General features: G+C 66.2%; 26 protein-coding genes and 1 pseudogene. 14 read left to right on the top strand and 13 right to left on the bottom strand.

Going from position 1 to position 23504, the window contains the following annotated elements:
* Positions 1–37: 37 nt before the first annotated feature.
* The 3 genes and pseudogenes from murJ to IBX18_RS42850 form a co-directional block, all read right to left on the bottom strand.
* Positions 38–1663 carry a murein biosynthesis integral membrane protein MurJ gene (gene murJ, locus IBX18_RS29920; protein WP_373889242.1) on the bottom strand — a complete coding sequence of 542 codons (1626 nt, stop codon included), beginning with the start codon at positions 1661–1663 and terminating at the stop codon, positions 38–40.
* A gap of 267 nt (positions 1664–1930) precedes the next feature.
* Positions 1931–2188 (bottom strand): annotated as a pseudogene (locus tag IBX18_RS42855) (bacitracin ABC transporter ATP-binding protein); the annotation flags it as partial.
* Positions 2189–2201: 13 nt separating this feature from the next.
* Complete coding sequence (locus IBX18_RS42850; protein ID WP_194836832.1) at positions 2202–4268, bottom strand: LuxR family transcriptional regulator; 2067 nt, start codon at positions 4266–4268, stop codon at positions 2202–2204.
* A 734-nt stretch (positions 4269–5002) separates the two neighbouring features.
* On the opposite strand from IBX18_RS42850, the gene IBX18_RS29905 reads away from it, so the two are divergent.
* Entirely contained in the window at positions 5003–5206 is a 204-nt protein-coding gene (locus tag IBX18_RS29905; protein ID WP_107655522.1) for a cold-shock protein, read from the top strand.
* A gap of 175 nt (positions 5207–5381) precedes the next feature.
* Positions 5382–5576 carry a hypothetical protein gene (locus IBX18_RS29900; RefSeq protein WP_194836831.1) on the top strand — a complete coding sequence of 65 codons (195 nt, stop codon included), beginning with the start codon at positions 5382–5384 and terminating at the stop codon, positions 5574–5576.
* A 12-nt stretch (positions 5577–5588) separates the two neighbouring features.
* On the opposite strand, the gene IBX18_RS29895 is transcribed toward IBX18_RS29900, so the two are convergent.
* From IBX18_RS29895 to IBX18_RS29880, 4 genes are all read right to left on the bottom strand, one after another.
* Positions 5589–7718, bottom strand: coding sequence for a phosphocholine-specific phospholipase C (locus IBX18_RS29895; protein ID WP_194836830.1), 2130 nt, complete (start codon positions 7716–7718; stop codon positions 5589–5591).
* A gap of 78 nt (positions 7719–7796) precedes the next feature.
* The gene (locus IBX18_RS29890; RefSeq protein WP_306796473.1) at positions 7797–8282 is read right to left on the bottom strand and encodes a CrcB family protein; all 486 of its coding nucleotides are present in this window, start codon (positions 8280–8282) and stop codon (positions 7797–7799) included.
* A gap of 179 nt (positions 8283–8461) precedes the next feature.
* Complete coding sequence (locus IBX18_RS29885) at positions 8462–9337, bottom strand: sigma-70 family RNA polymerase sigma factor (protein ID WP_194836829.1); 876 nt, start codon at positions 9335–9337, stop codon at positions 8462–8464.
* A complete protein-coding gene (locus IBX18_RS29880) occupies positions 9334–9717 on the bottom strand; it encodes a VOC family protein (RefSeq protein ID WP_194836828.1) in 384 nt (127 codons plus the stop codon). The genes IBX18_RS29885 and IBX18_RS29880 overlap by 4 nt, the downstream gene beginning before the upstream one ends.
* 162 nt (positions 9718–9879) lie before the next feature.
* Here IBX18_RS29880 and IBX18_RS29875 point away from each other — a divergent pair, with 162 nt between their 5' ends.
* Positions 9880–10287 (top strand): VOC family protein, encoded by a 408-nt coding sequence (locus IBX18_RS29875; RefSeq protein WP_194836827.1) that lies wholly within the window; start codon positions 9880–9882, stop codon positions 10285–10287.
* Here IBX18_RS29875 and IBX18_RS29870 read toward each other — a convergent pair.
* Positions 10284–10643 carry an Rv2640c family ArsR-like transcriptional regulator gene (locus IBX18_RS29870; protein ID WP_194836826.1) on the bottom strand — a complete coding sequence of 120 codons (360 nt, stop codon included), beginning with the start codon at positions 10641–10643 and terminating at the stop codon, positions 10284–10286. The genes IBX18_RS29875 and IBX18_RS29870 overlap by 4 nt on opposite strands.
* 102 nt (positions 10644–10745) lie before the next feature.
* Here IBX18_RS29870 and IBX18_RS29865 point away from each other — a divergent pair, with 102 nt between their 5' ends.
* The 4 genes from IBX18_RS29865 to IBX18_RS29850 all read left to right on the top strand — a co-directional run bounded on the left by IBX18_RS29865 (position 10746) and on the right by IBX18_RS29850 (position 13224).
* Positions 10746–11264, top strand: a complete 519-nt coding sequence (locus tag IBX18_RS29865) for an ArsI/CadI family heavy metal resistance metalloenzyme (protein WP_194836825.1) — start codon at positions 10746–10748, stop codon at positions 11262–11264.
* 81 nt (positions 11265–11345) lie between these two features.
* Positions 11346–11720: a helix-turn-helix transcriptional regulator gene (locus IBX18_RS29860; protein ID WP_194836824.1), complete on the top strand. Its 375-nt coding sequence runs from the start codon at positions 11346–11348 to the stop codon at positions 11718–11720.
* Complete coding sequence (gene arsB, locus IBX18_RS29855; protein ID WP_194836823.1) at positions 11717–12823, top strand: ACR3 family arsenite efflux transporter; 1107 nt, start codon at positions 11717–11719, stop codon at positions 12821–12823. Before IBX18_RS29860 ends, arsB begins: the two co-directional genes overlap by 4 nt.
* Positions 12820–13224, top strand: a complete 405-nt coding sequence (locus IBX18_RS29850; RefSeq protein ID WP_194836822.1) for an arsenate reductase ArsC — start codon at positions 12820–12822, stop codon at positions 13222–13224. Before arsB ends, IBX18_RS29850 begins: the two co-directional genes overlap by 4 nt.
* Positions 13225–13266: 42 nt before the next feature.
* Here the strand turns inward: IBX18_RS29850 and IBX18_RS29845 are convergent, their stop codons facing one another.
* Both IBX18_RS29845 and IBX18_RS29840 read right to left on the bottom strand, forming a co-directional pair.
* Entirely contained in the window at positions 13267–14343 is a 1077-nt protein-coding gene (locus IBX18_RS29845; RefSeq protein ID WP_194836821.1) for an acyl-CoA desaturase, read from the bottom strand.
* 213 nt (positions 14344–14556) lie between these two features.
* A complete protein-coding gene (locus IBX18_RS29840) occupies positions 14557–15066 on the bottom strand; it encodes a GNAT family N-acetyltransferase (RefSeq protein ID WP_194836820.1) in 510 nt (169 codons plus the stop codon).
* A gap of 72 nt (positions 15067–15138) precedes the next feature.
* Between IBX18_RS29840 and IBX18_RS29835 the strand changes: the two genes are divergently transcribed.
* Positions 15139–16026 (top strand): NAD(P)-binding domain-containing protein, encoded by an 888-nt coding sequence (locus IBX18_RS29835; protein WP_194836819.1) that lies wholly within the window; start codon positions 15139–15141, stop codon positions 16024–16026.
* A 98-nt stretch (positions 16027–16124) separates the two neighbouring features.
* Here the strand turns inward: IBX18_RS29835 and IBX18_RS29830 are convergent, their stop codons facing one another.
* A complete protein-coding gene (locus IBX18_RS29830; RefSeq protein ID WP_194836818.1) occupies positions 16125–17069 on the bottom strand; it encodes an ankyrin repeat domain-containing protein in 945 nt (314 codons plus the stop codon).
* A gap of 198 nt (positions 17070–17267) precedes the next feature.
* On the opposite strand from IBX18_RS29830, the gene IBX18_RS29825 reads away from it, so the two are divergent.
* Positions 17268–17705 carry a hypothetical protein gene (locus IBX18_RS29825; RefSeq protein WP_194836817.1) on the top strand — a complete coding sequence of 146 codons (438 nt, stop codon included), beginning with the start codon at positions 17268–17270 and terminating at the stop codon, positions 17703–17705.
* A gap of 61 nt (positions 17706–17766) precedes the next feature.
* Here IBX18_RS29825 and IBX18_RS29820 read toward each other — a convergent pair whose 3' ends face one another.
* Positions 17767–18462 (bottom strand): TetR/AcrR family transcriptional regulator, encoded by a 696-nt coding sequence (locus IBX18_RS29820; RefSeq protein WP_194836816.1) that lies wholly within the window; start codon positions 18460–18462, stop codon positions 17767–17769.
* Between the two features lie 131 nt (positions 18463–18593).
* Here IBX18_RS29820 and IBX18_RS29815 point away from each other — a divergent pair, with 131 nt between their 5' ends.
* The 3 genes from IBX18_RS29815 to IBX18_RS29805 all read left to right on the top strand — a co-directional run bounded on the left by IBX18_RS29815 (position 18594) and on the right by IBX18_RS29805 (position 20771).
* Positions 18594–19154 carry an ester cyclase gene (locus tag IBX18_RS29815; protein ID WP_194836815.1) on the top strand — a complete coding sequence of 187 codons (561 nt, stop codon included), beginning with the start codon at positions 18594–18596 and terminating at the stop codon, positions 19152–19154.
* A gap of 5 nt (positions 19155–19159) precedes the next feature.
* Complete coding sequence (locus tag IBX18_RS29810) at positions 19160–19963, top strand: MBL fold metallo-hydrolase (RefSeq protein ID WP_194836814.1); 804 nt, start codon at positions 19160–19162, stop codon at positions 19961–19963.
* A 358-nt stretch (positions 19964–20321) separates the two neighbouring features.
* Entirely contained in the window at positions 20322–20771 is a 450-nt protein-coding gene (locus tag IBX18_RS29805; RefSeq protein WP_373889241.1) for a GtrA family protein, read from the top strand.
* Between the two features lie 36 nt (positions 20772–20807).
* Here the strand turns inward: IBX18_RS29805 and IBX18_RS29800 are convergent, their stop codons facing one another.
* A complete protein-coding gene (locus tag IBX18_RS29800) occupies positions 20808–21293 on the bottom strand; it encodes a GNAT family N-acetyltransferase (protein ID WP_194836812.1) in 486 nt (161 codons plus the stop codon).
* Between the two features lie 119 nt (positions 21294–21412).
* On the opposite strand from IBX18_RS29800, the gene IBX18_RS29795 reads away from it, so the two are divergent.
* Entirely contained in the window at positions 21413–22270 is an 858-nt protein-coding gene (locus tag IBX18_RS29795) for a helix-turn-helix domain-containing protein (RefSeq protein ID WP_306796472.1), read from the top strand.
* 93 nt (positions 22271–22363) lie between these two features.
* Positions 22364–23482 (top strand): serine hydrolase, encoded by a 1119-nt coding sequence (locus IBX18_RS29790; RefSeq protein ID WP_194836811.1) that lies wholly within the window; start codon positions 22364–22366, stop codon positions 23480–23482.
* The last annotated feature ends 22 nt before the right edge of the window (positions 23483–23504 follow it).

Here is a 23504-nt window from a genome sequence, read left to right as displayed (position 1 = left end):
ATCCCAAGAGAGAGTGCGGATCTCAGAAGCATCGGACCTACGCGGCCAGCAGGGTGCGAGCGTTGCGTACCTCGGGTATCCCGATCGCTTTGGCGGCAAGCAGGAATACCACCAAGCCGACCGACGTACCCGCCGCGAGTGTGACGAGATGCTCGACGAGGGGGTCAGGCACGGTGTGGCGGGTGATCGCCATGATCGCCACGCATGACCAGCCTGCGGTGGCGGTGGCCCAGATGACGCGTGTGAATGTCACTGCCACAGTCGAAAATCCGAGGAGGCCGTAGCGGCGGCGGAGCAGGACATGTCCCGTGATCGCGCCGACCACATACGACAGCGAGCTCGCGACGCTGAGCATGACCACCACGGCACCGCCGGAAAGGACGGTGACCGAGCAGGCAACCACGGCGACCTTGGTGACCACCATCGCCACGTTGATGAGAGTCGGCGTGCGGGTGTTGTTGTGTGCGTAGAAGACTCGCATCTGCAGCATTACCAGCGCGAACGGCGCCAAGCCGAACGCGGAAGACGCGATCGCCGTGCCGATCAATCCGGCGGCTTGCGCGTCGACGCGGCCGGTGAACACGACGGCGGCGAGCACCGGGCCGAGCAGACCCATGGCCATGCTCATCGGGACGAGCGCGACGGTCAGATACCGTGCGCCACGCCCGAGGTCAGCGATCACGGCAGCTCGATCACCTGCAGCGGCCGACCGGGAGATACGCGGCATCAGCACCGTCAACAGCGAGGCCGCGAGGATGCCGTACGGAACCTGGAACAGCAGATCCGCATAGGTGTAGATGGACACTCCACCGTGGGAGAAGGCGACCCGCATCGTGACCGCGACCCCGATCTGACTGATCGCGGCGTAGACCAGAATCCAGCCCAGCACGGGCGCGCCGGTGCGTACCGGACGCCAGGTGTACGGGATCGGCCGAACCCGCCACTTCCATTCGAACCCGTTGCGGTGCAACGCGAACATCACCCACACGGCCTGCCCGACAATCCCCGAGGTGGTGCCGATCCCGATCGTCAGCACCTGCGCGGTGGTCATCGAGGCAGGTGTCAATGTGACCGGTCCGGGGAGCAGCGCGAAGATCCCGCACGTCAGCAACACGATGACGTTGTTGACCACCGGCGCCCATGCGGCCGCGGCGAAGCTGTCCCGCACATTGAGCACGGCCGTAAGCAAAACCGTTACGCCATAGAAGAAGATCTCCGGCAGCAGCAGATAAGCGAACCAGGTGGTGAGCTCTCGTTGATCCGAATCGCCCACGAAAACTCGCACGATCAGTGGGGCACACAGCACCGTGACGACGGTGACCGCGCCGAGCCCCAGCACCGCCGCCACCAGCACGCGCTGGGTGAACTCCCGAGAGTGCTTGCGCCCGTGGCGCCGTGCCCGCGTGAGCAGCGGCACGACGGCGCTGGCGAACACGCTGCCGAGCAGCAGTTCGTAGACCATGTTTGGCAGATTGTTCGCCCCGGTATAGGCATCGCCGACCGCCGCAGTGCCGAGCAACGCCGCCAGCACGATCGTCCGGGCAAACCCGGTCACTCGGCTGACCACTCCGGCAATCGCGACGTACCGGCTCGCGCGCGCCAGCCCGCTTCCCGAGGTGTCCGCCCGAGGTTGGACCCCTCTGAGCCGGGGCGCTTCCCGCACAGCCCGCGGCCGTGAACTCGTCCCGAGCGGCAACGGCTGAGTCGGAAGATTGCCGTAGTCGGTCATAGCCCTCACTCGCGCTAGCGGATGGCCGCTCGGATGCGCGCCCCCTGGAATCGCCTTCGAGCCATGATGCCCTGCCGAGATCAATATGCAGGTCGGCTGCGATTTCAGTCGACGGCCAGTGCTTCGACGATGTCGAGGCGGGCGGCGCGGACGGCTGGGGGATGGAGCCTAGGAGGCTCAGGAGGGTGGCTGCGGCGGCGATCATTCGGACACCTGGGTCCGGTAGATCGGCTCGTCCGAACCGAGCTTGCCGTCGCGCAGCGTGATCACCCGGTCGGTCGACGCGGCCGCGTCGGTGTTGTGCGTGACCATGACGACCGCGCGGGTCTCCTCGTGCGCAATGGTGCTGAGCAGCGCCAGGATCGCGTCACCGGTCTTGGAGTCCAGGTTGCCGGTCGGCTCGTCGGCCAGTACCAGCGGCGGGTCCATGATCAACGCCCGCACTACCGCGACGCGCGGCAACCCGCGTGCCTCAGCTGAGGAGATCATCCGTGCGCATCGCGAACCGCAACTCGGATCGACTGCCCACGTGCAACTTTCGGAATACTCGGGTGAGGTGCTGTTCGACGGTGCTCGTCGTGATGCCGAGCTGGTCGGCGATGTCCCGGTTGCGTTCGCCGTCCGCCGCGAGGGTGGCCACCCGCAGCTCGGCCGGGCTCAGTGCGGACCGGATCTCCGCCGGCGATCGAACAGAAACGGGCGGTTCCTCGGTTGTGGCATTGCCGGACAACGGTTTCACGCCACACCGGCGGGCCAGGCGGTCGGCATTGCGGTGCAGGGCGCGCGCACGATCCGGCTGGCCCATGCGCCGGTAGGCGTCGGCCAGATCCCCTAGTACAAGCGCGATCTCGAGCTGATCGTCGTGTACCCGGGCGATCGCTTCCGACTCGTGCAGGAGGACGAGTCTGTCCTGTTGCGTGCCGGTCGCCGCTAGCAGACGCAACGAAACACCGCCGGTCCGGTGGGCGTCGGCCCGCCCCAAATGGCTGATGTGCAACCGCGCGTAGGTACGGGCGTTGTCCGTGTCGCCCATCGCCGAATACGCTTGCGCCAGATCGTTTCGCCACGGCACCACGACGGGCAGGTCGATCTGCCAGCGCTGCATGAGTTCACCGCAGGTGCGGAAGTCCTCGATGGCGTCATGGAACCGGTGTGTCGCCAGATGGAGATGGCCGCGGGCATGGAGGTAGCGCAGTCCGAATCGGGACGCGAACATCGGCAGTGGCACGGCGCGATCGAGCTGCGTTTGTGCCTCGCGATACCGCCCGGCTGCGGTCAGCGCGCGGATCAACGTGCCAACGGGACTCCCGACCCAGGTGCCGAGATTCTTGGCGGCCACCTGATTCAACGCGCGCTGGGCGTAGTGCTCGGCCGCCGTCAGGTCGCCGCGGCGCAGCGACACCTCGGCGCGCAATCCCGCGAACACCGACTGCCAGGTGGGTGCTGAGCGCGCATTCGCCTCGGCCAGCAAGACATCACACCAGGTCTGTGCGAGGTCGAGCCGTTCGGCGTGCACCAGTCCGTCGATTGCGGTAGCGAGCGGTTCGACGGTCGCGGGGTTCAACCGATGCTCGGTCAACAGCTCCTGAGCGGCAATCGCGATGCGGCCGACGGGTTCTCGGGCGGTGATCGCGGACAGCACCGTTGCGGCCTGCCGGTCGGCCGAGGCGGCGGCACCGGTGTCCCCGGCGGGTTCGACCTCGCGCGGGCCGCGGGTCGCCACGTCCGGATGGGTATAGGCCAGCCAGGCATAGAAGAAGGCCACCTCGTCGGGGTTCGCGTCGGTGGACGCCGAGCGTTCGAGTGCTTCGAGCGCGACCTGCGCGTCATCGACCTGCCCGTGCCACAGCGCGTAGCGGACCAGGAAGCGCAGCATGCGCTCATCGAGCAGTCCGGCTCGGGCGGCAACGGTGGTCCGCAGATAGCTCCGGGTCGTAGGGGAGGGTTTGACCTGCCACTCGATCGACAACATGCGAGCGGAGATGTCCGCGCGATCGGCGGCATGCAGGCTGACGCGATAGGCGAGTGTCAAGCATTGGACCGCGCGATAGATCTGGTTCTGCACCATCGCGTCATCCGCGGCGGAGACCAGCACCGCAGGCGCCCAGGGGTACCGCGCATAGCCGGCGGCGAGCAGGAGTCCGGCTACCGTGCGCGGGGATTCGTCGTCGAGGTGCAGCAGTCCGGCAGCCCGATGGGACAGTCTCTTGCGGGCGTCGACCGCGGTGTGCCGGAGCACGCGTTCGCGGAATTCGGACTGATGGAACCGGGTTGTCGTGGCGTCGATCAGGCCTGCGGCGGTCAGGCGGCCGAGGACGGACCGGACGGCGGATTCGTCGGCCTCGAGCAGTGCGGCGACGCGTGTGGGAGTGGCCGACTCGTCGAGCACGGCGATCGCTTGCGCGATCCGCCACGTCTCACGATCACCGATCGATAAGCGGGCGTTGCCATTCGAGCCGAGGCGTTCGGGACGGTGCAGCGCGACCCCGGGCGGCAGTGCGGACCCGGTCGGGCAATTCGGATGTTGTGTGGAATGCATTCGACTCACCTGTGCCTCCAGCGTGTCGCGCCGATCGCCCTGCTGAAATAGGTGAGGGCCGGTCCGCACGGCAACGTGGGAACGTGGTCGACCTCGATCGGCTAGCATTCCCCCGCCCAATCTTGCGTCACACAGTGCATCGCGCGCTGGACGTGCGCGTCAAGATTTTCGGACCACTCTGCATCCGAATGAGCAAGAAGCTGTCATATCTCCGGCAAAACGAACGGGCTGTGACATTCCGCCTGGTGGGCGGCGCCCATGGCGGACGCGGGCTCGTGGTGTATCAGCGGTGGACGCGCACAGGCGGAGCAGAATCGAGCGTCAGAGGTGTGTGCGCGACCGTTGATCCGAGCGCCGCTGCGGAACGGGACGAAGCGCGAACGACGGGCGCACTGTAGGCGTGCCCGCCGACAGCCCGGTTCGTCCGCAGCCTGTGAAAATGCTGAGAGGACAGCACGATTCGCCGCTCACGGCCGCGGAGTCGGCCTGCCCGCGGTCGAAATGCCTTGGGCCCGCGCGGTCAAAATGCCTTGGGCCACTGGGCGATACCGACATCGATCGCGTGGTCTACGTGGCCGCACGGGCAGCCCTCGCGCACCCGATCAGTGTCGGTTAGCTCACATCCGGGTCTATTTCGTAGGCTTTCCGGCCGATCCATGACATGGTAGTCCAGTGAGATCAAGCTTATCGACCTGATTCGTTTGGCTCATCTACAGAAAAGATGAAGTAACACAATGGCTCAAGGCAGTGTGAAGTGGTTCAACAGCGAAAAGGGCTTCGGCTTTATCGCACAAGACGGTGGCGGCGCTGACGTGTTCGTCCATTACTCCGCCGTGTCCGGCTCGGGATTCAAGTCCCTTGAAGAAGGACAGCGCGTGGAGTTCGAGGTCGGACAGGGACAGAAGGGGCCGCAGGCCCAGGACGTCCGCGCCATCTGATCGGCGCAGCTTGAAAGAGCCCCGCACCCCTTGGGTGCGGGGCTTTTGCGTTGTCGGCGCGCGTTTCCCGGAGGGGTCCCGCGATTCTCGTCCGCGCCGGCCGACGCGGCGGTATCGTCGGCGGACCTGAGGCAGAGCCTCTGCTCGGAACCGCTTCCCCGCCGAGGAGGTCGCAATGCGGCGACGCATCTCACTCCGCCTGCTGTGGCGCCATGTGCTGCGTGGCCTGGTCCTGTGCGGCGCGTGCGCCGGTGGATCGGCCCGCTGCTATACCGAATGGGCGCAGGAGAACCCCGTGCACCGGCCTACGGCGGAGTACTGGGACTGGTCTGTTCCATATCAGTGGTACGACGCGGCGCATCGCCGCTGACCGCGCGGCCGCTCAGCCGGTGACGCTGGGCTGCCCGCTCTCGATGTGCCCGCGGAAGTGGCGCTGGTAGGCCGGGTCGATGTCCACGGTCAGCGAGAGGTCGTACCAGCCGTTGCCGTACTTGAGCGCGTTCCAGGTGTCGGTGGTGGTTTTTCCGGGCGCGATCTTGAAGGTCCACGGTCCGTCGGTGCGGTAGCTGTTCGCCTTGACCGTGACCACGGCCGGTGCCGTGCCCTTGTTCGTCATCGACAGTTGCAGTTTGTTGTCGGTGGAGTAGGCGGCGGTCACCTCCAGCGGTGACGTCGAGGTGCCGTTCATCCGCCAGAGAAAACGATTCGGTCCGTGGATCGCGATGCCGTACTTCTTGTCGGGGTAGCTCTGGACGCTCCAGGTGTCGGTGACCGTGGCCCCCGATTTCACGTCGTAGCGCCACGGGCCGTCGGTGCGACCATCGGCCCGGTACGCCGCCAATTGGAGGTCGGCCGATCCGGTGTTGCGGAAGGTCGTGGTCAGTGCGCCACTGGCGGTGAGTGTTCCGTACGCGACGGCTGCATAAGGTAGGGGCCGGGCAGGTCTCGTGCCCGATTCCTGCTCCGGCGGGCGCTGGCTACCCGCTGCGGGCGGCGCGGGCTTCGGCAGTTTGCTCTGCGTCGCATCGGCTTGCGCCCGAAGGGCATTGGCGTCGGGCAGCATCGGCACCGTGGTGTCGGTCTTGCCGAAATCGAAGCAGCCGGTGAGGTCGCCGCAGATGGAGCGGCGCCATGCGGAGATGTTGGGTTCGTCGACGCCGGTCCACTTCTCCAGGAAGCGGATCACCGAAGTATGGTCGTACACTTGCGAATTCACCCAGCCGCCGCGGCTCCACGGCGAGATCACCAGCATCGGCACGCGGGGTCCGAGGCCGATGGGCTGGCCGTTGACGTATTCGCCGGGGGTGCCCGGCGGTGCCATCGGCGGGGGGACGTGGTCGAAGAAGCCGTCGTTCTCATCGAAGTTGATGAGCAGGGCGGTCGAGTTCCACAGTTTCTGGTTGGCCCACAACGCTTTCAGCACGGCCTGGGTGTAGGCGGCACCGTCGGCGGGGCGGGCCGCCGGGTGTTCGGAGTATCCGTAAGGTGCGACGACCCAGGAGACCTGGGGCAGGCGTCCGCCGGAACAGTCGGCGATGAAGTCCGCCAGGACGTGGTCGACCTTCTTGCCCTGCCCAGAGTCGGGCTTCCAGTTCTGTTCGCCGAATACCTTTGCGCGCGCGGCGAGTTCGGTCTTCTTCGGATCGTGGTAGGCGTTGAACAGCCAGAGCGGGTTGTCACCGTAGTCGCCGACGAAGGGGTGGCCGCCGGAGTCGTCACCCACCTCGTCGTTGGCGTAGACCTGCCAGCTGATTCCCTTGTCTGACAGGCGTTCCGGGTACGTGGTCCAGCGATAGACCGGCTTGTAGTTGGCCGGATTGCTGATCGCGGGCCCGCCGTTCTGTCCTGCCGGATCGATGGTTCCGGTCCACTGATAGAGCCGGTTGGGTGTGGTGGGCCCGAGGACGGAACAGAAGTAGTGGTCGCACACGGTGAACGCGTCGGCCAGGGCACGGTGGAACGGAATGTCGGCCTCGGTGAAATAGCCCATGGCCATCTCACCCTTCGCCGCGGTCCAGCCGTCGCTCCAGCCGCCGCGGACCGCGCGGTGCTGATCGCCCCAGCCGTGCGGCAGGTCGCCGAGGTCCTGGCCGTCGACCACCGCGGTGTCCACGTGGAAAGGCAGCAGGTAGCCGCCGTCGGAGCGGCCCGGATCCGGTTGGAAGTAGACGGTGCGGCCGTCCGCTTTGACCACGGCGGTCGCGTCGCCCAGCCCGCGCACCCCGCGCATCGTGCCGAAATAGTGGTCGAACGAACGGTTCTCCTGCATCAGGATCACCACATGCTCGACGTCGTTCAGCGACCCTTTGCTGCTCGGCGCCGCGAACGACTCGGCCATGCCGGGCGGCAAGCCCTGCAGTCCGCCGCTCAACGCTGCCGCTCCGAGCGCCCCGCCGATGAATCGCCGCCTTGGAAAACCTGGACCTACCTCGGGCACAGCAGTCCTCTCGAATGTCCGATTGCTATAACCACCTGCGATATTTTCGGCCGGAAGCAAATGGGCAGTAAACATGCCGTAGCGGGGAACCGAAGGAGCGAGGGCCAAGCGGTGCGGGCCGAATTCTCCTCGATGGCCGACCGGATGCGTTGGTCAGCGCGAAACCCGGGCGAAGCGGGCTGCCACGCGGGTGAGCGTGACCGCGAGAGCGGTGGCGGTCAGCGCTACCACCAGCGTAGCGACCAGATAGGCGACGGCGACGATGACCGCGTGCAGGTCGAGCAGCCCGTGAATGTCGTTGGTGTAGGTGGAGAAGGTGGTGAATCCACCGAGCACGCCGACACCGAGAAACGGGCGGACCAACGGGTGCCCCGGGCGAATCTCGGTGACCACCACCATCAGCACACCGAGCAGGAAACTGCCCACGACATTGATGGTGAACACCGCCCACGGGAACCCGCCCGGCGGCGTGGGCCAGGCCAGGGTCAGGCCGTAACGGCCCAAACTTCCGAGCGCGCCGCCGATGGCGATTACGGCGAGAATCGCGCCGTGCCTTTCCCCGGCTTCGCGCCGCTGGCCGATATCGCGCAGTTCGATGTCGGATTCGACCGAAAGGGTCGGCGGCGGTTCGATGCGCACAGCTGTCTCCTACTCCAAAGCCGCCCGGAAGCGGAGTGATGGGGTAGGGACTGTTGGCCGGCGATGCCGCGGTTGTTCCGGATCGAGTGCCCGGAGCGGCGAGCCCCACCGCCGCACCACCCATTCTATGCGGTCCCCGCTACCGCACAGCATCGGGTGTGTCCGGGCCGACACCCGCCTCAGGCTGGATCCGGCAAATGGATCGAGGCGAGTTTGGCCGGGTCGATGACGATGTGGATGGCGGTGATCCGGGCTCCGACGACCGTGAAGGCGATGACGGAGAGCGGAGTTCCGTCGGGGCGCCAGGACATCTGTCCGGGTACGCCGTTCAAAAGCACCGGTCGGTAGCGGGCGACCTCGCCGGAGAACATGCGGGCGCCGGCGGCGACCTCGGTGGCGCCGAGTCTGACGACCACGCCGTCGGCGGTGTCGACGGTCAGCCGCACATCCGGATCCAGGACGCGCAGCAGCGCTTCGAAGTCGCCGCCGAGGGCGGCGGCCCGGAACGCTCGGACGACCTCCTGATGTTCGCGGCCCGGGCCCGCCGGCCGGTCGGTGGACTGGACCTTGCGGCGGGCCCGGCTGGCGATCATCTTGCTGGCGTCGGCGGATTTGCCCAGGATGTGGCCGATTTCGTGGAACGGCACCGCGAACATGTCGTGCAGGACGAACGCAAGGCGTTCGCTCGGGGTGAGCGAATCGAGCACCACGAGCAGGGCGAGGCCGACCGAATCGGCCAGCGCCACTTGCTCGTCCGGCGCCGGGCGGTCGTCGGGCGTCACCACGAAGTCCGAAAACTCCTGTCCATAATGGGTTTCGGGGTGGGCCTGGCGGGAGCGTAAGAGGTCCAGGCTGATTCGGCCGACCACGGTGGTCAGCCAGCCTGCCAGGTTGCCGATGGACGCCGCGTCCTGGCGGACGAGGCGCATCCAGGCCTCCTGCACCACGTCCTCGGCGTCGGCGTGCGAGCCCAGCACGCGGTACGCGACGGCGCGCAGCCGATCGCGCTGGGCTTCGAACGCTTCGGCTATCGGGCCGGAGGGGTGGGCGGTCACGGCTTCGGCGGTTGGCGGAGCGAGATCCGGTTGCCGTCCGGATCCGTCGCCTCGATCCGGATCCCGAACGGGTAGTCCTCCGGTTCGGGCTGGGTGAAGGTGACGCCGCGCTCGCGCAGGATCTCGAAATCCTTTCGCAGATCGTCGGATTCGAGAACCACGGTGCCGGGCTGACCCCCGTTGACCGGCTGCCCGGAACCCGCCGCTTGCCGCCACAGAATGATCTGCACCGGGCTCTCGGGAACCCCCACGGTGAGGAAACGCCCCTCGGGTCCAGGGAAATCGATCCGCTTCTCCAGGCCGAGTCCCGCGGTGTAGAACTCCAGTGCGCGGTCCTGATCGGTGACGTTGATCGTCACGTACATAATGTTGGTCAGCATCTTGTTCTCCAGTTTCGTCGGTCCGCCGACCGTGCGTATTCGGTCGACACCCCTATGACGAGTGCCGGCGGGAGAAGGTAACAGAACCGGGCCGGACGATGAATTCCGCGGCGTCGGGCCGTCTCTACCGCTGAGGTCTGTACCCCTTCGGAAGGAAGCGCCATGAACTGGACCCTCGAGGTTGTCATCGTCCCGGTATCGGATATCGATCGGGCGAAGGACTTCTACAGCGAGCGACTGGGATTCGCCGTCGACCACGACACGAAGGTCGGCGACGGCATGCGCATCGTGCAGCTCACACCACCGGGCTCCGGCTGCTCCATCGTCATCGGCGAAGGCGCGGTCCCGAAGATGGAACCCGGCTCCGTCAAGGGTCTTCAGCTCGTTGTGCCCGACATCAAGCAGGCGCACCAGGAACTCGTGGCGCGCGGTGTCGCGGTCAGCGATATCCAGGTGCTCGGCGAAAACCCCTCGCCCACACCGGATCCGCTCGACAACGTCGGTTTCGTCTTCTTCGAGGATCCGGACGGCAACAGCTGGGGCGTGCAGCAGATCTCCGCGCGCGGTTAGGGGCAGCAGTTCGGATCGAGCACCAGGCATAACGCGGAGAGGGCGTCCCGGCGCGCGCGGTGGTAGGTGTTCATGCCGCGGCGCTCGGAGGCGATCAGTCCGGCATTGCGCAGCTGGGTGAGGTGGTGGCTGATGGTGGACTCGGCAAGCCCGACGGTGTCGGCGAGGTCGCCGGTGTTCTCCTCGCTGTGCGGGGAAGTGAGCAGCAGTGACATGAGCTTCACGCGGACCGGGTCGGCGATGGCTTTCAATCGGAGCGCGACCTCCAGGGCCGCGGCGTCGTCGACCGGTCCTGCGGCGACGGGTGCGCAGCACACCGGGGCGGACATGTCGATCACGGGCAGCGCCTTGGGCATGTCGACAACTCTACCCACCTTATTGACATATGTCGAAAAGGTGGTGCAGACTCGGTCGTATCACTTCTTCGACATATGTCTCACAACCTGGAGGTTGCTGCCATGTCCCGTATCCAGCTCGCACTCAACGTCGATGACCTCGACCAGGCGATCACTTTCTACTCCACGCTGTTCAATACCGAGCCGGCCAAGCGCAAGCCGGGGTATGCGAACTTCGCTGTCGCCGAGCCGCCGCTGAAACTGGTGCTCATCGAGAACCCGGGTTCGGGCGGCAGTCTCAACCACCTCGGGGTGGAGGTCGAATCCTCCGAGCAGGTGCACGGGGAGATCGCCCGACTGTCGCAGGCCGGGCTGTTCACCGAGGAGCAGATCGCCACGACGTGTTGTTTCGCCACCCAGGACAAGGTGTGGGTCGCCGCCCCGGATGCCGAGCGGTGGGAGGTGTACACGGTGCTGTCCGACAGCGAAACGTTCGGCACCGCACCCGAACTCGCTACCACGGACGCCGAGGCGACGGCGGTGTGCTGCGGCACGGCCGAGGAGGCCGCTGCCGAGGGGGCCTGCTGCGGTACCGAGGCCAAGGGTAAGGCCGTCGCGTCGGGTGCGAGCTGCTGCGGCTGACCGGGATTTGTAGCGCTGCAGTGGGCGAGTTCACCGGAAGTTCGCTTGCGTTCCTGATTCGATATCCGTCAATATCGATGCATGTCGAATCAGGGACCCGCGCTGCCGTTGGCCGCGCCCGGATGCGCGGCCACGCCGCTCGCTCGCCAGCCATTGACCGCTGCGTCCGCCGTAGAGCTGGCCGCGCAGTTCAAGGCGCTGGCCGATCCGGTGCGGTTGCGGGTGTTGTCCGCGGTCGCGGCCCGGGCCGGCGGTGAGGCCTGCGTGTGCGAGGTGTCCGAAGGTATCGACGTGACCCAGCCGACGATCTCCCATCACCTGAAGGTGCTGCGCGAGGCGGGATTGCTGACCAGCGAACGCCGCGCGTCGTGGGTCTACTACCGGACGGTTCCCGAAGCACTGCAACGTCTTTCGGATGTGTTGGCGGCCGAGGCCGGTCTGGCGGTTACCGCGTGAGCGCCACGACCGACCATCCGCCCGTCGTCGGCAAGCTGTCCACGCTGGACCGGTTCCTGCCGGTCTGGATCGGTGCGGCCATGGTGGCCGGACTGTTGCTGGGCCGGCTGATCCCGGGGCTCGGTGACGCGCTGTCGGCGGTCGAGATCGATGGGATCTCGCTGCCGATCGCCCTCGGGTTGCTGGTGATGATGTATCCGGTGCTGGCCAAGGTGCGCTACGACCGCCTCGACAGTGTCACCGGCGACCGGCGCATGCTCGCGGGATCGCTGATCCTGAACTGGGTCGTCGGGCCCGCGCTGATGTTCGCCCTGGCCTGGCTGCTGCTGCCGGATCTGCCGGAATATCGCACCGGCCTGATCATCGTCGGGCTGGCTCGCTGCATCGCGATGGTGATCATCTGGAACGACCTGGCCTGCGGTGACCGCGAAGCCGCCGCCGTGCTGGTCGCGGTGAACTCCCTGTTCCAGGTGGTGATGTTCGCGGTGCTCGGCTGGTTCTACCTGTCGGTGCTGCCGGGCTGGCTCGGTCTCGAGCAAACCCATATCGACACTTCGCCGTGGCAGATCGCTAAATCGGTGCTGATCTTCCTCGGCATCCCGCTGCTGGCCGGCTACCTGACCCGCCGCTTCGGCGAGAAAGCCAAGGGGCGCGCCTGGTACGAATCGACCCTGCTGCCCGCGATCGGACCGTGGGCGCTCTACGGCCTGCTGTTCACCATCGTGATCCTGTTCGCCCTGCAGGGAAAGCAGATCACCTCCCAGCCCTTCGACGTCGTCCGCATCGCGGTCCCGCTGCTGGCCTACTTCGCGCTCATGTGGGGCGGCGGCTACGCCCTCGGCGCACTGATGGGCCTGGGCTACGCCCGCACCACCACGCTCGCATTCACCGCCGCGGGCAACAACTTCGAACTCGCCATCGCCGTCGCCATCGCCACCTACGGCGCCTCCTCGGGTCAAGCCCTGGCCGGGGTCGTCGGCCCGCTCATCGAGGTGCCCGTCCTCGTCGGCCTGGTCTATGTCTCCCTCGCTCTACGAAAGCGCTTCCGCCCCACTGCATCCCCGGATCTGCATACCGAGACCGAACAGGTGACCCGATCATGACCGTGCCCAGTGTGCTGTTCGTCTGCGTGCACAACGCCGGACGTTCCCAGATGGCCCAAGGCTTTCTGTCCCACCTCGCCGGTGACGCGATCGAGGTCCGCTCGGCCGGGTCCGCGCCCGGCGACAGCCTCAATCCCGCTGCGGTCGAGGCCATGCGCGAGGTCGGGATCGATATCACCGACCAGGCACCGAAGATCCTCGACCCGGACACCGTCGAAGCGTCCACCGTGGTCATCACCATGGGCTGCGGCGACGCCTGCCCATATTTTCCCGGCGTCGACTATCGCGACTGGAAACTCGACGACCCGGCGGGCAAAGGCATCGACGCCGTCCGGCCGATCCGTGACGAAATCCGTTGGCGGGTGGCGGAACTCATCGCGGAGCTCGTACCTGATCGGTGACGCACGTTGCGGAACCAGCTTTCGTAAGGCTCAGCTTGTGCTTCAGCGATTGTGTTGTGGCACTTCGGCATCCGAATGCCGATCCGGCGAGCGCAACGGGGCACCGACGTGGTGCATGTGCCGCAGCGCCTCGCGGTACGAGGCGATCAGACCCGTTTCGTGGTAGGGCACGCCGATTTCATTGCAGTAGTCGAGGACGATCAACCGGGCGTGCCGCAGGTTCGGGGTCGGCATGCTCGGGAACAGATGGTGCTCGATCTGATAGTTGAGCCCGCCCAAGGCGAAGTCGGTCAGCGCGCCACCCCGCACGTTGCGGGAGGTCAGCACCTGGCGGCGGAGGTAGTCGGGGCGGTCGTCGCCGGTCAGGGTCGGCATGCCCTTGTGGTTCGGGGCGAAGATGCAGCCCATGTACAGGCCGAAAAGACCTTGGTGCACCGCGAAGAAGGCCAGGGCTTTGTCGGCGGGCAGCACCGCGAACAGTGCGGTCAGGTAGACGGCGAAGTGGCCGAACAGCAGCGCGCCCTCCCAGCCGCGGTGTTTGACCGAACGATCTTTGAGCGCACGCACACCGGCCACATGGAGGTTCAGGCCCTCCAGCAACAAGAGCGGAAAGAACAGGTACGCCTGCGCCCTTCCGATGAGACGCGGCAGACCGCGGCTGGCTGTCGCCTGCTTCTGTGACCAGACCAGAATGTCGGGCGCGACATCGGGGTCGAGCTCCTCGTGGTTCGGGTTGGCGTGATGGCGCGTGTGCTTGTCCTGCCACCAGCCGTAACCCAGACCGATGCCCGCGTTGCCGACGAGTCGTCCCACCAGCTCCGTAGGCTTCCGCAGCCGAAAGACCTGGCGGTGCGCGACATCATGCATGACCAGCGCGACCTGTGCGAACGCCACCGCCATGAACCCCGCCACCAGCAGCGTCCACCACGAATCGCCGATCTGGACGAACGCCACCCAGCCGGCGACGAACGCGACCCCCACAAGACTGAGCCGAACGGCGTAGTAGACGGGTCGTCGATCCATCAGCCCCGCTTCGGAGATCCGACGCAACAGACGGGCGTAGTCACCGCGGTGTGCTGACCGGGACGATGACTCGGGGACCAAGGCAGGTGTCGTCATAGATCTTCCTGAGAGGTGATTCGGCGACGCCACCCCTTTTTCGCCGACCCTGCTGGCCGATCGATGGCAGAGCGCCGCTTTCGATACCCCGAAACTATCCGCTCGCGCCTCGTTACTCGTAATCCCCTGGTATGACATGAGATCGGACTGTGGGGTGAGATCGGATGTCCACCGCAGCCCGATGCGGTTCACCGCCTGTCAGCCGACACCGTCCTAATAGGTTGCGCCGAGCCGCATTTGGATCTGCTCTTCGACGACCTCGTAGCCCAACCGCTGGTAGATGCCGTTGCTCGTGGGATTCGACTTGTCGGTGAACAGCAGAATCTCGTGATTTCCGGTGTCCAACGCGACCTGCGACACGTGGTGCGTCACCGCCGCCGCGTAGCCGTGCCCGCGATGCTCCGGTGGGGTGGCCACCAGGCCGACCCGCACGATCCCGGCAACGCTGCGCGAGAGGGAGGCGACCGACACGGGCTGTCCGTCGACCTCCCACAACCAGATGCCCTGGTAGGACAGCCGCTCACCGACCTCGTCGAACGGCGCCGAGGTGTCCTCGTCCGCAAACACCTTGGTGAAATCGTCCAGCACCGCCCGGTCGGACTCCTGAGCAAGCCGGGCTTGCCCGGCCGTCGGGCGGGGCGCCACCAGCTCCCGCAACCGGTAAAGAAGTTGCTGTTCAACGACCTCAAACCCGCGTCCGGTGGCCTCGGCGAAGGCCTGCACGACACCGACCGGGCCGACGACACGATTTCTGGGCTTGACCTGAAGAGAGGTTGAGCTTCTAGTGTCCGTTTCGTGAGTGAACATGAGAACGCAGAAGCACTGTCGGTCGCGGTACTGGGGTTGGGTGAGATGGGGTCGGCGCTTGCCGCTGCCCTGATGGCGGCCGGTCATTCGGTCACCGTCTGGAACCGGTCGGAAAGCAAAGCTCATCCGCTGGTGGCCAAGGGGGCGCGATGGGCCGCGACGCCGGAGGTGGCCGTCGCCGCGGCCGAGGTGGTGATCGTCAATGTCAAGGGTGGCGCGGTGGCGGCGGAGCTGCTGCGTGCGGCCGGGGCGGCGTCGGTGGGGCGAGCCGTGGTCGATCTGACCGACGGCACGTCTGAAGAGTCCAGGGCCACTGGGCAATTGGTGACCGAGCTCGGCGCGGATTACCTGCACGGCCAGATCATGACCATCGCGCCGGCCATCGGCTCACCGGATGCGGTGGTGTTCTACGGCGGTCCTCGTCCGGTGTTCGACCGATACGAAGCGTTGCTCCAGGTCCTCGGCGGTCGCGCCACCCACGTCTCCGCCGACCCCGGTGTTGCCGTGCTCTACGGGATGGCTGTCCACGACATCATGTGGGGTCTGCTCAACGGATTCCTGCACGCCGCAGCGCTTCTCGGCAACGCAGGTCTGCGGATCGGCGACTTCAGCCAGTTGGCGGAGCCGTCTCTGTCGGCGCTGCCAACCCTGTTCCCGATGCTCGCCAACGAGATCGATCGCGCGGAGTTCGCCACGCCTTACGGCGCACTCCAGCATCATCTGCCCTCGCTCGAGGATTTGATCGCCGAAAGCCGAACGCGCGGAATCGATATCGACCTGCCGACCTACACCCGAAACCTCGTCGTCGAGGCGCTCGAGGCAGGTCACGGGCACGATAGCTACGCTCGGCTGGTGGAACGCTTCAGTCGCCGGTAATTGAGCGGGCGGTCCCGGGCGTGGGAAGGGGCGTCGGGCCTGATTCGCTGTTCCGGCGTCGCGGCGCTGTTGCCGGGTGACGGTGCGAGCCGCGACCGTCAGTGCCAGTAGTCGCCATCCGGGAGGCGCAGCCAAATGTCGGGCGGTCCCTCGAACGCGCGGGAGTCGGTGGGGCGTAGACCGGCGTACGCGCAGCAGTACGCGATGGGATTGCGCTGATACAGGTACGAGGCGAGGATTTCCTCGGCTGAGTCGTGCTCGTCCGGGCCGCCTGCGGGGTGCAGGTCCCAGCCGATGATCTCCCCGTTGTGGGCGGTACTGCCTTGGTTGCCGCTCTTGGGGTTCGCGTACATCGCGTAGCACTTGGTGCCCGGGGTCAGGCGGGTCGAGACGCCGGGCATCGAGGCGCCGTATGCCCAGGGCTGGACGATCACGCAGCCGCCGGGGACGTCGGTCGCCCACAGCGTCAGCTCGGTGTGGTTGGCCAGGGGATAGGTCCACATGTCGTCCTCGGTCACCGAGTCCGCCGGCACGACCTCGGCATCCAAGCGACGGATCGCCTCGGCTGCGTCGATGTCCGCGATGCAGGCGAGGCTCAATCCCTCGAGCCAGAGTTCGCCGAGTGCCGTGGTCAGGCGGCGACCTTCATCGACCGCCGCTTGTTCCGAGGCGGACAATGCGTCGGCAATCAGTGGATCTGGGCCGGCGAGGCTCAATCTTCCCGGGGACCAGCCCGCCATCATCGGTCGGGCCGGATCGGCGCCTGCCGCCACCAAAGCGCGGGCATTATCGGGCCGGTCGCCGAAAACCGCCCGCCACAAAGCAGTTCGGCCGGCCAGCATGGCGTCGACGTCGCTGACTCGGGCCGCCAACTCCGTCACTACTTCCGCAGAACCGTACTCGGCGGCCATATCCAGCGGTCTGCCGTGGAATCGCAGTCGAAAGTCGGGGTCGGCGCCCGCTGCCAGCTGGGCTCGTATCAGCTCCAGATCGGTCCAAGACCGCAAACCGACGTCGCCCCAACCGCCTTGATCATCAACCATGGCGGACAGTCTGCCGCAGTCGACGCCCACGCAGACAGCCACCACCGGATGGCACGCACCGTGCAGTTCCCCAGTTGGTAACCGGGGATGCGTGATCGGCGGTCGGCAATATTGTCGTGACATCAGTGCTATTGGGGGACAGGCTATTTGAGAGCTCATACCCTGGCGGTTCAGGTTCGATGGAATGAGGGACTCAGCATGCACAAGTTGTCGATAGTCCTAGCCGCGGCGGCCATGATGTCGGTGGCTGCTGCCGGCATCACGGCAACAGCCGAACCGCAGGCGGAGCCCTCATCGGCGAACCGGGTGACCCACTGGGAGCTGTCCCATGGCGGCGCTCACGCCGAAGGCGACATCTACTGGGGCTCAGGCTATTCCGCCTACGCCTCAGGCCGGTTCAAGGCAGCCGGCAACGTCAGCAAGATCTGCTACTCGGGCAGTGCAGGCGAACTCGGCGCCGGCGGAGGCTGCACCACCGTGAAACCCGGCCGCACCGAGCCCATCGCGTACCGCTTCTTCGTCAAGACCGAAGGTGGCGTCCACCGTGTCGATGTCTCACTGTTCGCAGACGGGCAGGAACACCCGGTCAGTAGCCTCTACTGCACACGCGAAGGTTGCGAGCACCTCCCTGATTGATCCGGTGCCGCTTCCTGCGCGGCCAGGGTCTCGCTTGTGGGATGGAGGCGCCAGCCCTGGGCTACTTTCCGGGACCTAGCCGAGCGTTGACGAGGTCGATGATGAGATCGAGCGTGTAGTCGAACTCGCGATCGCGGTCGTATCGCGCCAGATGTGGTGCGGCGGAGGCGACTTGGGGCAGTCCGGAGTTTTCGAGGGTGTGCTGGCGTCGGGCGATTTCGTCGGGGTCGCTGGTGCCGAAGAGCGGTCCGGCGGACACCTCGCGCAGCAACGTGCCGATCAAGGTGGCCAGTAGCGTGCGTAGCAGGTGGACGGCTTCCTCGGGAGTGCTTCCGGCGCTGCGTAATACCGTGAGCAGCGCTTCGATCGGTGCCAGTCCGGCCATCGATGAGAGTTGGCGGGTCAGGACGAGGGTCGCGGCCTCCGGGTGGGCGAGGGTGACGCGGCGGAATTCGTGAGCCAGTGTCCGTAGGTCCGTGTCGATAGAGCCTGTCGGCGGGGGAATCCGGAGTTGCTGCAGTACATGCTCGGCGACGGCGTCGAGTAGATCGTCCTTGCCCGCTACATGGTGGTAGAGGCTTTTGGCGTCCACGCCGAGGACGCGACTGACCGAGCGCATTGCCAACGCGCCGATGCCCTCGGTGTCGATCACTTCGAGCGCCGCGTCTCGGATCGCGGCGCGCGACAACTGTGCCTGTGCTTTCGGCGGACGCCCTCGGCGCGGCGGATCCGTGCGGGTCGGGACCGTACCGGTCATTGCTCACCACCTCTTGATTATTTCCACGCTGTGGGTTTAATCTACCTGATATTCCCACGGCGTGGGAATGGTGCGTCGGGGCGGGGGAATCGCAGCCACCGCACGCATCACTGATCGCTCAGGAGTTCGCCATGATCGACCGTTTCGCCGTCCCGTCGCGCGAGGTGCTGCGCGCCCGCGAAAAGCTCGTCCTCGACCACTTCCACGACGAGGTGCGCCAGCAGTGGGACGACGTGCTGGCCACCTTCCCGCACCCGCACTACGAGATCATTCCCACGCTCACCGTGCACGACGGCGACGCCGAGGTGCGCGGCTACTACCACGACACCCGCGTCGCCTTCCCTGATCAGGACCACGAGATCATTGCGCTACGGCACAGCGCCGACGCCGTGATCGTCGAATTCTGGCTTCTCGGAACCCATTCCGGCCCGCTAGGTGGCATCCCACCCACCGGCGCCACCCACCGCACCAGGATGACGGCCTACTTCATCTTCGACGAGAACGAGAACCTGATCGTCGAGCGCATCTACTTCGACGCGCTGTCGATGCTCAAACAACTCATCGGCGGAGTGAACCTGCGCGACCCCCGCAACTGGCCGTTGGTCGTGCGCGCGCTGCGTGGGTTGCTCGCGATGTCGAGCAATCCGAACCCGTTGCTGGTCAACACAGCACGCGCCGCCCTGTCGGACTGATCGCGATGAAAGTCCATCACCTCAACTGCGGCACCATGCGACCTGTCGCCACCCCCGGCGGACTCGTCTGCCATGTCCTGCTCGTCGAAACCGAACACGGTCTCGTCCTGGTGGATTCGGGCCTCGGCCTGCACGACGCCCAAGCGCCGGGCCTGCGCTTCGGTCCTGCCCGCTTCTTCGTCCGGCCGATCTTCGACCCGAATGAGGCCGCGATCAACCAGATCCAGCGCATGGGGTTCGACCCGCACGACGTTCGCCACATCGTGCTCACCCACTTCGACGCTGACCACGTCGGCGGCCTGGCCGACTTCCCCTGGGCCCAAGTGCATCTGACACGAGCCGAAGCGCTCGTATCCCAGCACCCCGCGACCCTGATCGAAAAACAGCGCTATCTCGCCCCACACCGCACCTACGGACCCCGGCTAGTCGAACACGACCCCGCCGCAAGCGAATCGTGGCGCGGATTCGACGCCGCCAAAGAACTCACCGGCATCGCCGCCGGCATCGTGCTGATCAGCCTCCCCGGCCACAGCCGCGGCCACGCCGCGATCGCCGTCGACGCCGGCGACCGCTGGGTGCTGCACGCCGGAGACGCCTTCTACCACCGCGGCCAACTCGACGGCACCAACTCCGCACCCAAAGCCCTGACCGCGATGGAGCGAATGATGGCATTCGATTGGCCCAAAGTCCGCTCCAACCACCAACACCTGACCCAACTCTGGACCGCCGCGGAACCTGACCTGATCCTCGTCAACGCCCACGACCCCTACCTGTTCGACCAGGCGCTTCAGGCCAACCCCCGCCGGTAGTCGAATGAGCTGAACGTGACGGCCCTGGCCGGTCCTGCCCGGCGCGGCTGCTGGACGGCGATTCCAGGCAGAGCTGCTGGCTGGTCCGGAGCCTGGTGGGGCAGGTTATTTTGTGGCTAGCTGGACCCAGGGTGTCAGCGCGGTCGATGGGTAGGCCCGCGCCCGAATAGCTGTCAGAGGGCTGGTTGTTCGACGGCCCTTGCCTGGTTCGACCAGGCCTTATGCCGTGTCAGACGGTATGTCAGTCCGGCGTCAGGTCAGTGTCAGCCGGGCTGGCGACAGTGGTCGAGTGAACAGCACAGCTATTGCGGCTTCCGGGTTTCGGAATGCATACGAGAACACTGCGATCCTCGACGGCATCGGCGCGGGTTCCTACTCGGTGCTTCGCAGGGAATGGCTCGACCGATTCTCCCGCGTGCTGCGCAGTGACCATGTCTTCGCTCAGCTGATCCGCTTCGCCTTGGTCGGCGGCGCCAGCAACATCGCGTACGTTCTGCTGTTCCTGGCTATGAACGGGTTCGGCCCGCTGGTCGCCAATGTCGCTGGCTCGATGGTCAGCACGGTGATTGCGAACGAACTGCATCGCCGACTCACCTTCCATGCGGCCGGCCGGGTCGACTGGTTCAGCGCGCAGTGGGAAGGCGGCGGGTTGGCCCTGATCGGCCTGCTGATCAGCACGGCGGCCTTGGCGGGTCTGGAGTTCTGGGCCCCCGGCCTCGGCGAGGTCGCACAGTCAGGCGCGGTGATCGTCGTCATGGCGGCAGTCGGCGGTATGCGTTTCCTGGTGTTGCGCGGGTTCGTCTTCTGAACGTGTGGTCGGCCGGGGTGCGCGGCAATCGCGGAGTCAGAACTCGCAGTACATGACATGGAGACCGACCCGGCCGAGGGTCGGATGGCGAAACGCTCCGGGTACGGTGCCCACGATGTCGAACCCGAGACGCTGGTAGAGATCGACGGCCCGGTGATTGGATTCCGCTACGGCGTTGAACTGCATGCCGGCGAAGCCGCGCTCTTTCGCCCAGTCCATAACGTACCGGCACAACGCCGTTCCGGCGCCCTTGCCGCGGGCATCGTGGGCGACCATGAAGCTGGCGGATGACACATGTGCACCCGGGCCCGGCCGATTGGCATACGCGTTGGCAGTACCCACCACGCCCGCATCGGTCACGGCAACGACGCAGATTGCGGGCGGACCCACTGTCCAGATTTCGCGCGCCTGCTCCTCGGTCATCGCTGGGTCGTAGGCGAACGTCTCACCGGCCCTGACGATTTCCCGAATGATGGGCCAGACCTGTGGCCAGTCGTCGGGTGTATATTCGCGAACCAACATGAACCACAAGCTATCCGGGATAGTGCAGCGTTCCCACTTATTTGCCGGCGGCGTCATCGGCTGTTCGGGCCAGGCGTGACCGCAGCCAGGACGAAGGGCAGAAGCCGTAGCCTGGACGGGTGAGAGCTGTGGACTTCGGCCGTGAGCCTGAACTGAGCTGGGACTTCGCCGGTCCCGCCGAGGCTGTGCCGCGGGGTGCCGCGATGATCGGCTATCGCGACGCGGCGGGCACCGGGTTGGATCTTCGGGTTGCCGGGACGGCGGCGGTCACGGTGGTGATCGGATTCGGGGACCACGAGCTGCTCGTCGACGACGCTCACGGGCGGCGGTCACTCGACGGTTTCGTTGCCGGGCTTCCCATCGAACCCATGCACATCCGTAGCCAGAAGGCGCAATGCATCGAGGTTCGCTTGTCGCCGATCCAGGCGTACTCGCTGTTGGGTATTGCCCCAACTGATCTGGGTCGGGGCGCTGTCGCCCTGGAGGATCTGTGGGGGCCGCGGGCCTGGCGACTGCGCGAGCAACTCGCGTCCGCCCGCGCCTGGGACGAGCGGTTCGCGTTGACGAAATCGTTTCTGGCACAGTGTGATAGGCCGACGCGAGCGCCAGATCCCGAGGTGCTCACCGGTTGGCACCGCATACTCTCCGCGCATGGCCAGGTGAAGATCGGTGCGCTCGCCGAATCCGTCGGCTGGAGCAATAAGCGGCTGTGGGCGCGGTTCGAGTCGCAGATCGGCCTGACACCCAAGCGGGCGGCGATGCTGGTTCGATTCCGGCACGCGGTCGACGGTCTGCTGGCGGGCCGACCGGCGGGCGACGTCGCGGCGGACTGCGGATACGCCGATCAGGCCCATCTGTGCCGAGACATATCGATATTCGCCGACCGCACACCGGGGGTGCTGAAGACGCACTATCTGCCCACCATCGCCCAGCACCGGTACCAAGCCTGGGGAAAATTTTTCCAATACCGCGGGTGACCTGCCGGTCGATAGTGGTGTTCACCTCGGGTGCGCCGGCGAGCAAGCCGCGACTCGAGCCGTCACCCTATCGACAGCGAGAGGACACCTATCGTGACCGACACCCTAGATCCCGCACAGCTACAGGCCGCCTTGACGGCAGTGCATCGTGCGGGCATGCCCGGACTCTTCGCCGAGGTGCGCGACGACAGCGAAATCTGGCGTGGCGCAGCCGGAGTCGCGGATATCACCACCGGCCGCCCCGTCACGGCCGACATGCGGCACCGCGTCGGCAGCGTCACCAAGACGTTCACCGCCGCTGCTGTGCTGCAGCAGGTCGACAACGGCGAAATAGCGCTCGACACACCGATCAGCCACTACCTGCCGCAGTTGGTTCCCGGCGAACGCGGTGCGGCGATCACGGTCCGGATGTTGATCAACCACACCAGCGGTCTCGCCGAATACCTCCCATATGCCTACCCATCCCTCGCAGGCTTCCCTGTTGTGGCGAAGACGACACCGAAGAGCCTGGATGACAACCGGTTCACCAAGTTTCACCCGACCGACCTGATCCAGCTGGGCGTCTCGGCACCTGCTGTCGGAACTCCCGGTGGCACGCCGGGCGTGTACTCGAACACCAATTACCTTCTCCTATGCCAACTTCTGGAGTTGATCACCGGCACCTCGGCCGAGAAATGCATCACCGCCAACGTCATCGACCGCGCCGGGCTGCGGGACACCGAACTGCCGACCGGACCATATGTCAGCGGACCGCATTCGCTGCACTACGAGGCGTGGTTCGGAATGATCGACCCACCAGTCGATTACAGCGTCTTCGACATGTCCTGGGTGGGCCCGTCGGCTTCGCTGATCTCTACCGTCGCGGACCTGAACCGCTTCTTCGGACTACTGCTGGCCGGTGAAATCGTCAGCCCCGCGTCGCTGGCGCAGATGCAACGCACCGTCCCGGTCATCTCGTTCGAGGGGAAGACAATCGACTACGGTCTCGGCCTGCACAAGACGACAGTGCCCGGTCGCGGCATCTACTGGGGTCACGACGGCTCAGTCTGGGGCGGTGGCGCGTTGTCCATGACCAGTGCCGACGGCAAACGGCAGCTGTCCCTCGTGGTAAACATGCAGCGCTGGAACCGAATCGACGCCTCGCAGCAGCCCCAGCCGCACCCCATCGACGAAGCCCTGCACGCCTTTACCCAACTCGTGCTGTGCGGTTGACACCTACCCCCTCGGGTCGCTG

Origin of the sequence: Nocardia sp. XZ_19_369, assembly GCF_015355715.1 — a bacterium.
Lineage (GTDB): Bacteria > Actinomycetota > Actinomycetes > Mycobacteriales > Mycobacteriaceae > Nocardia.
This window is presented reverse-complemented; position numbering and strand designations above follow the sequence as displayed.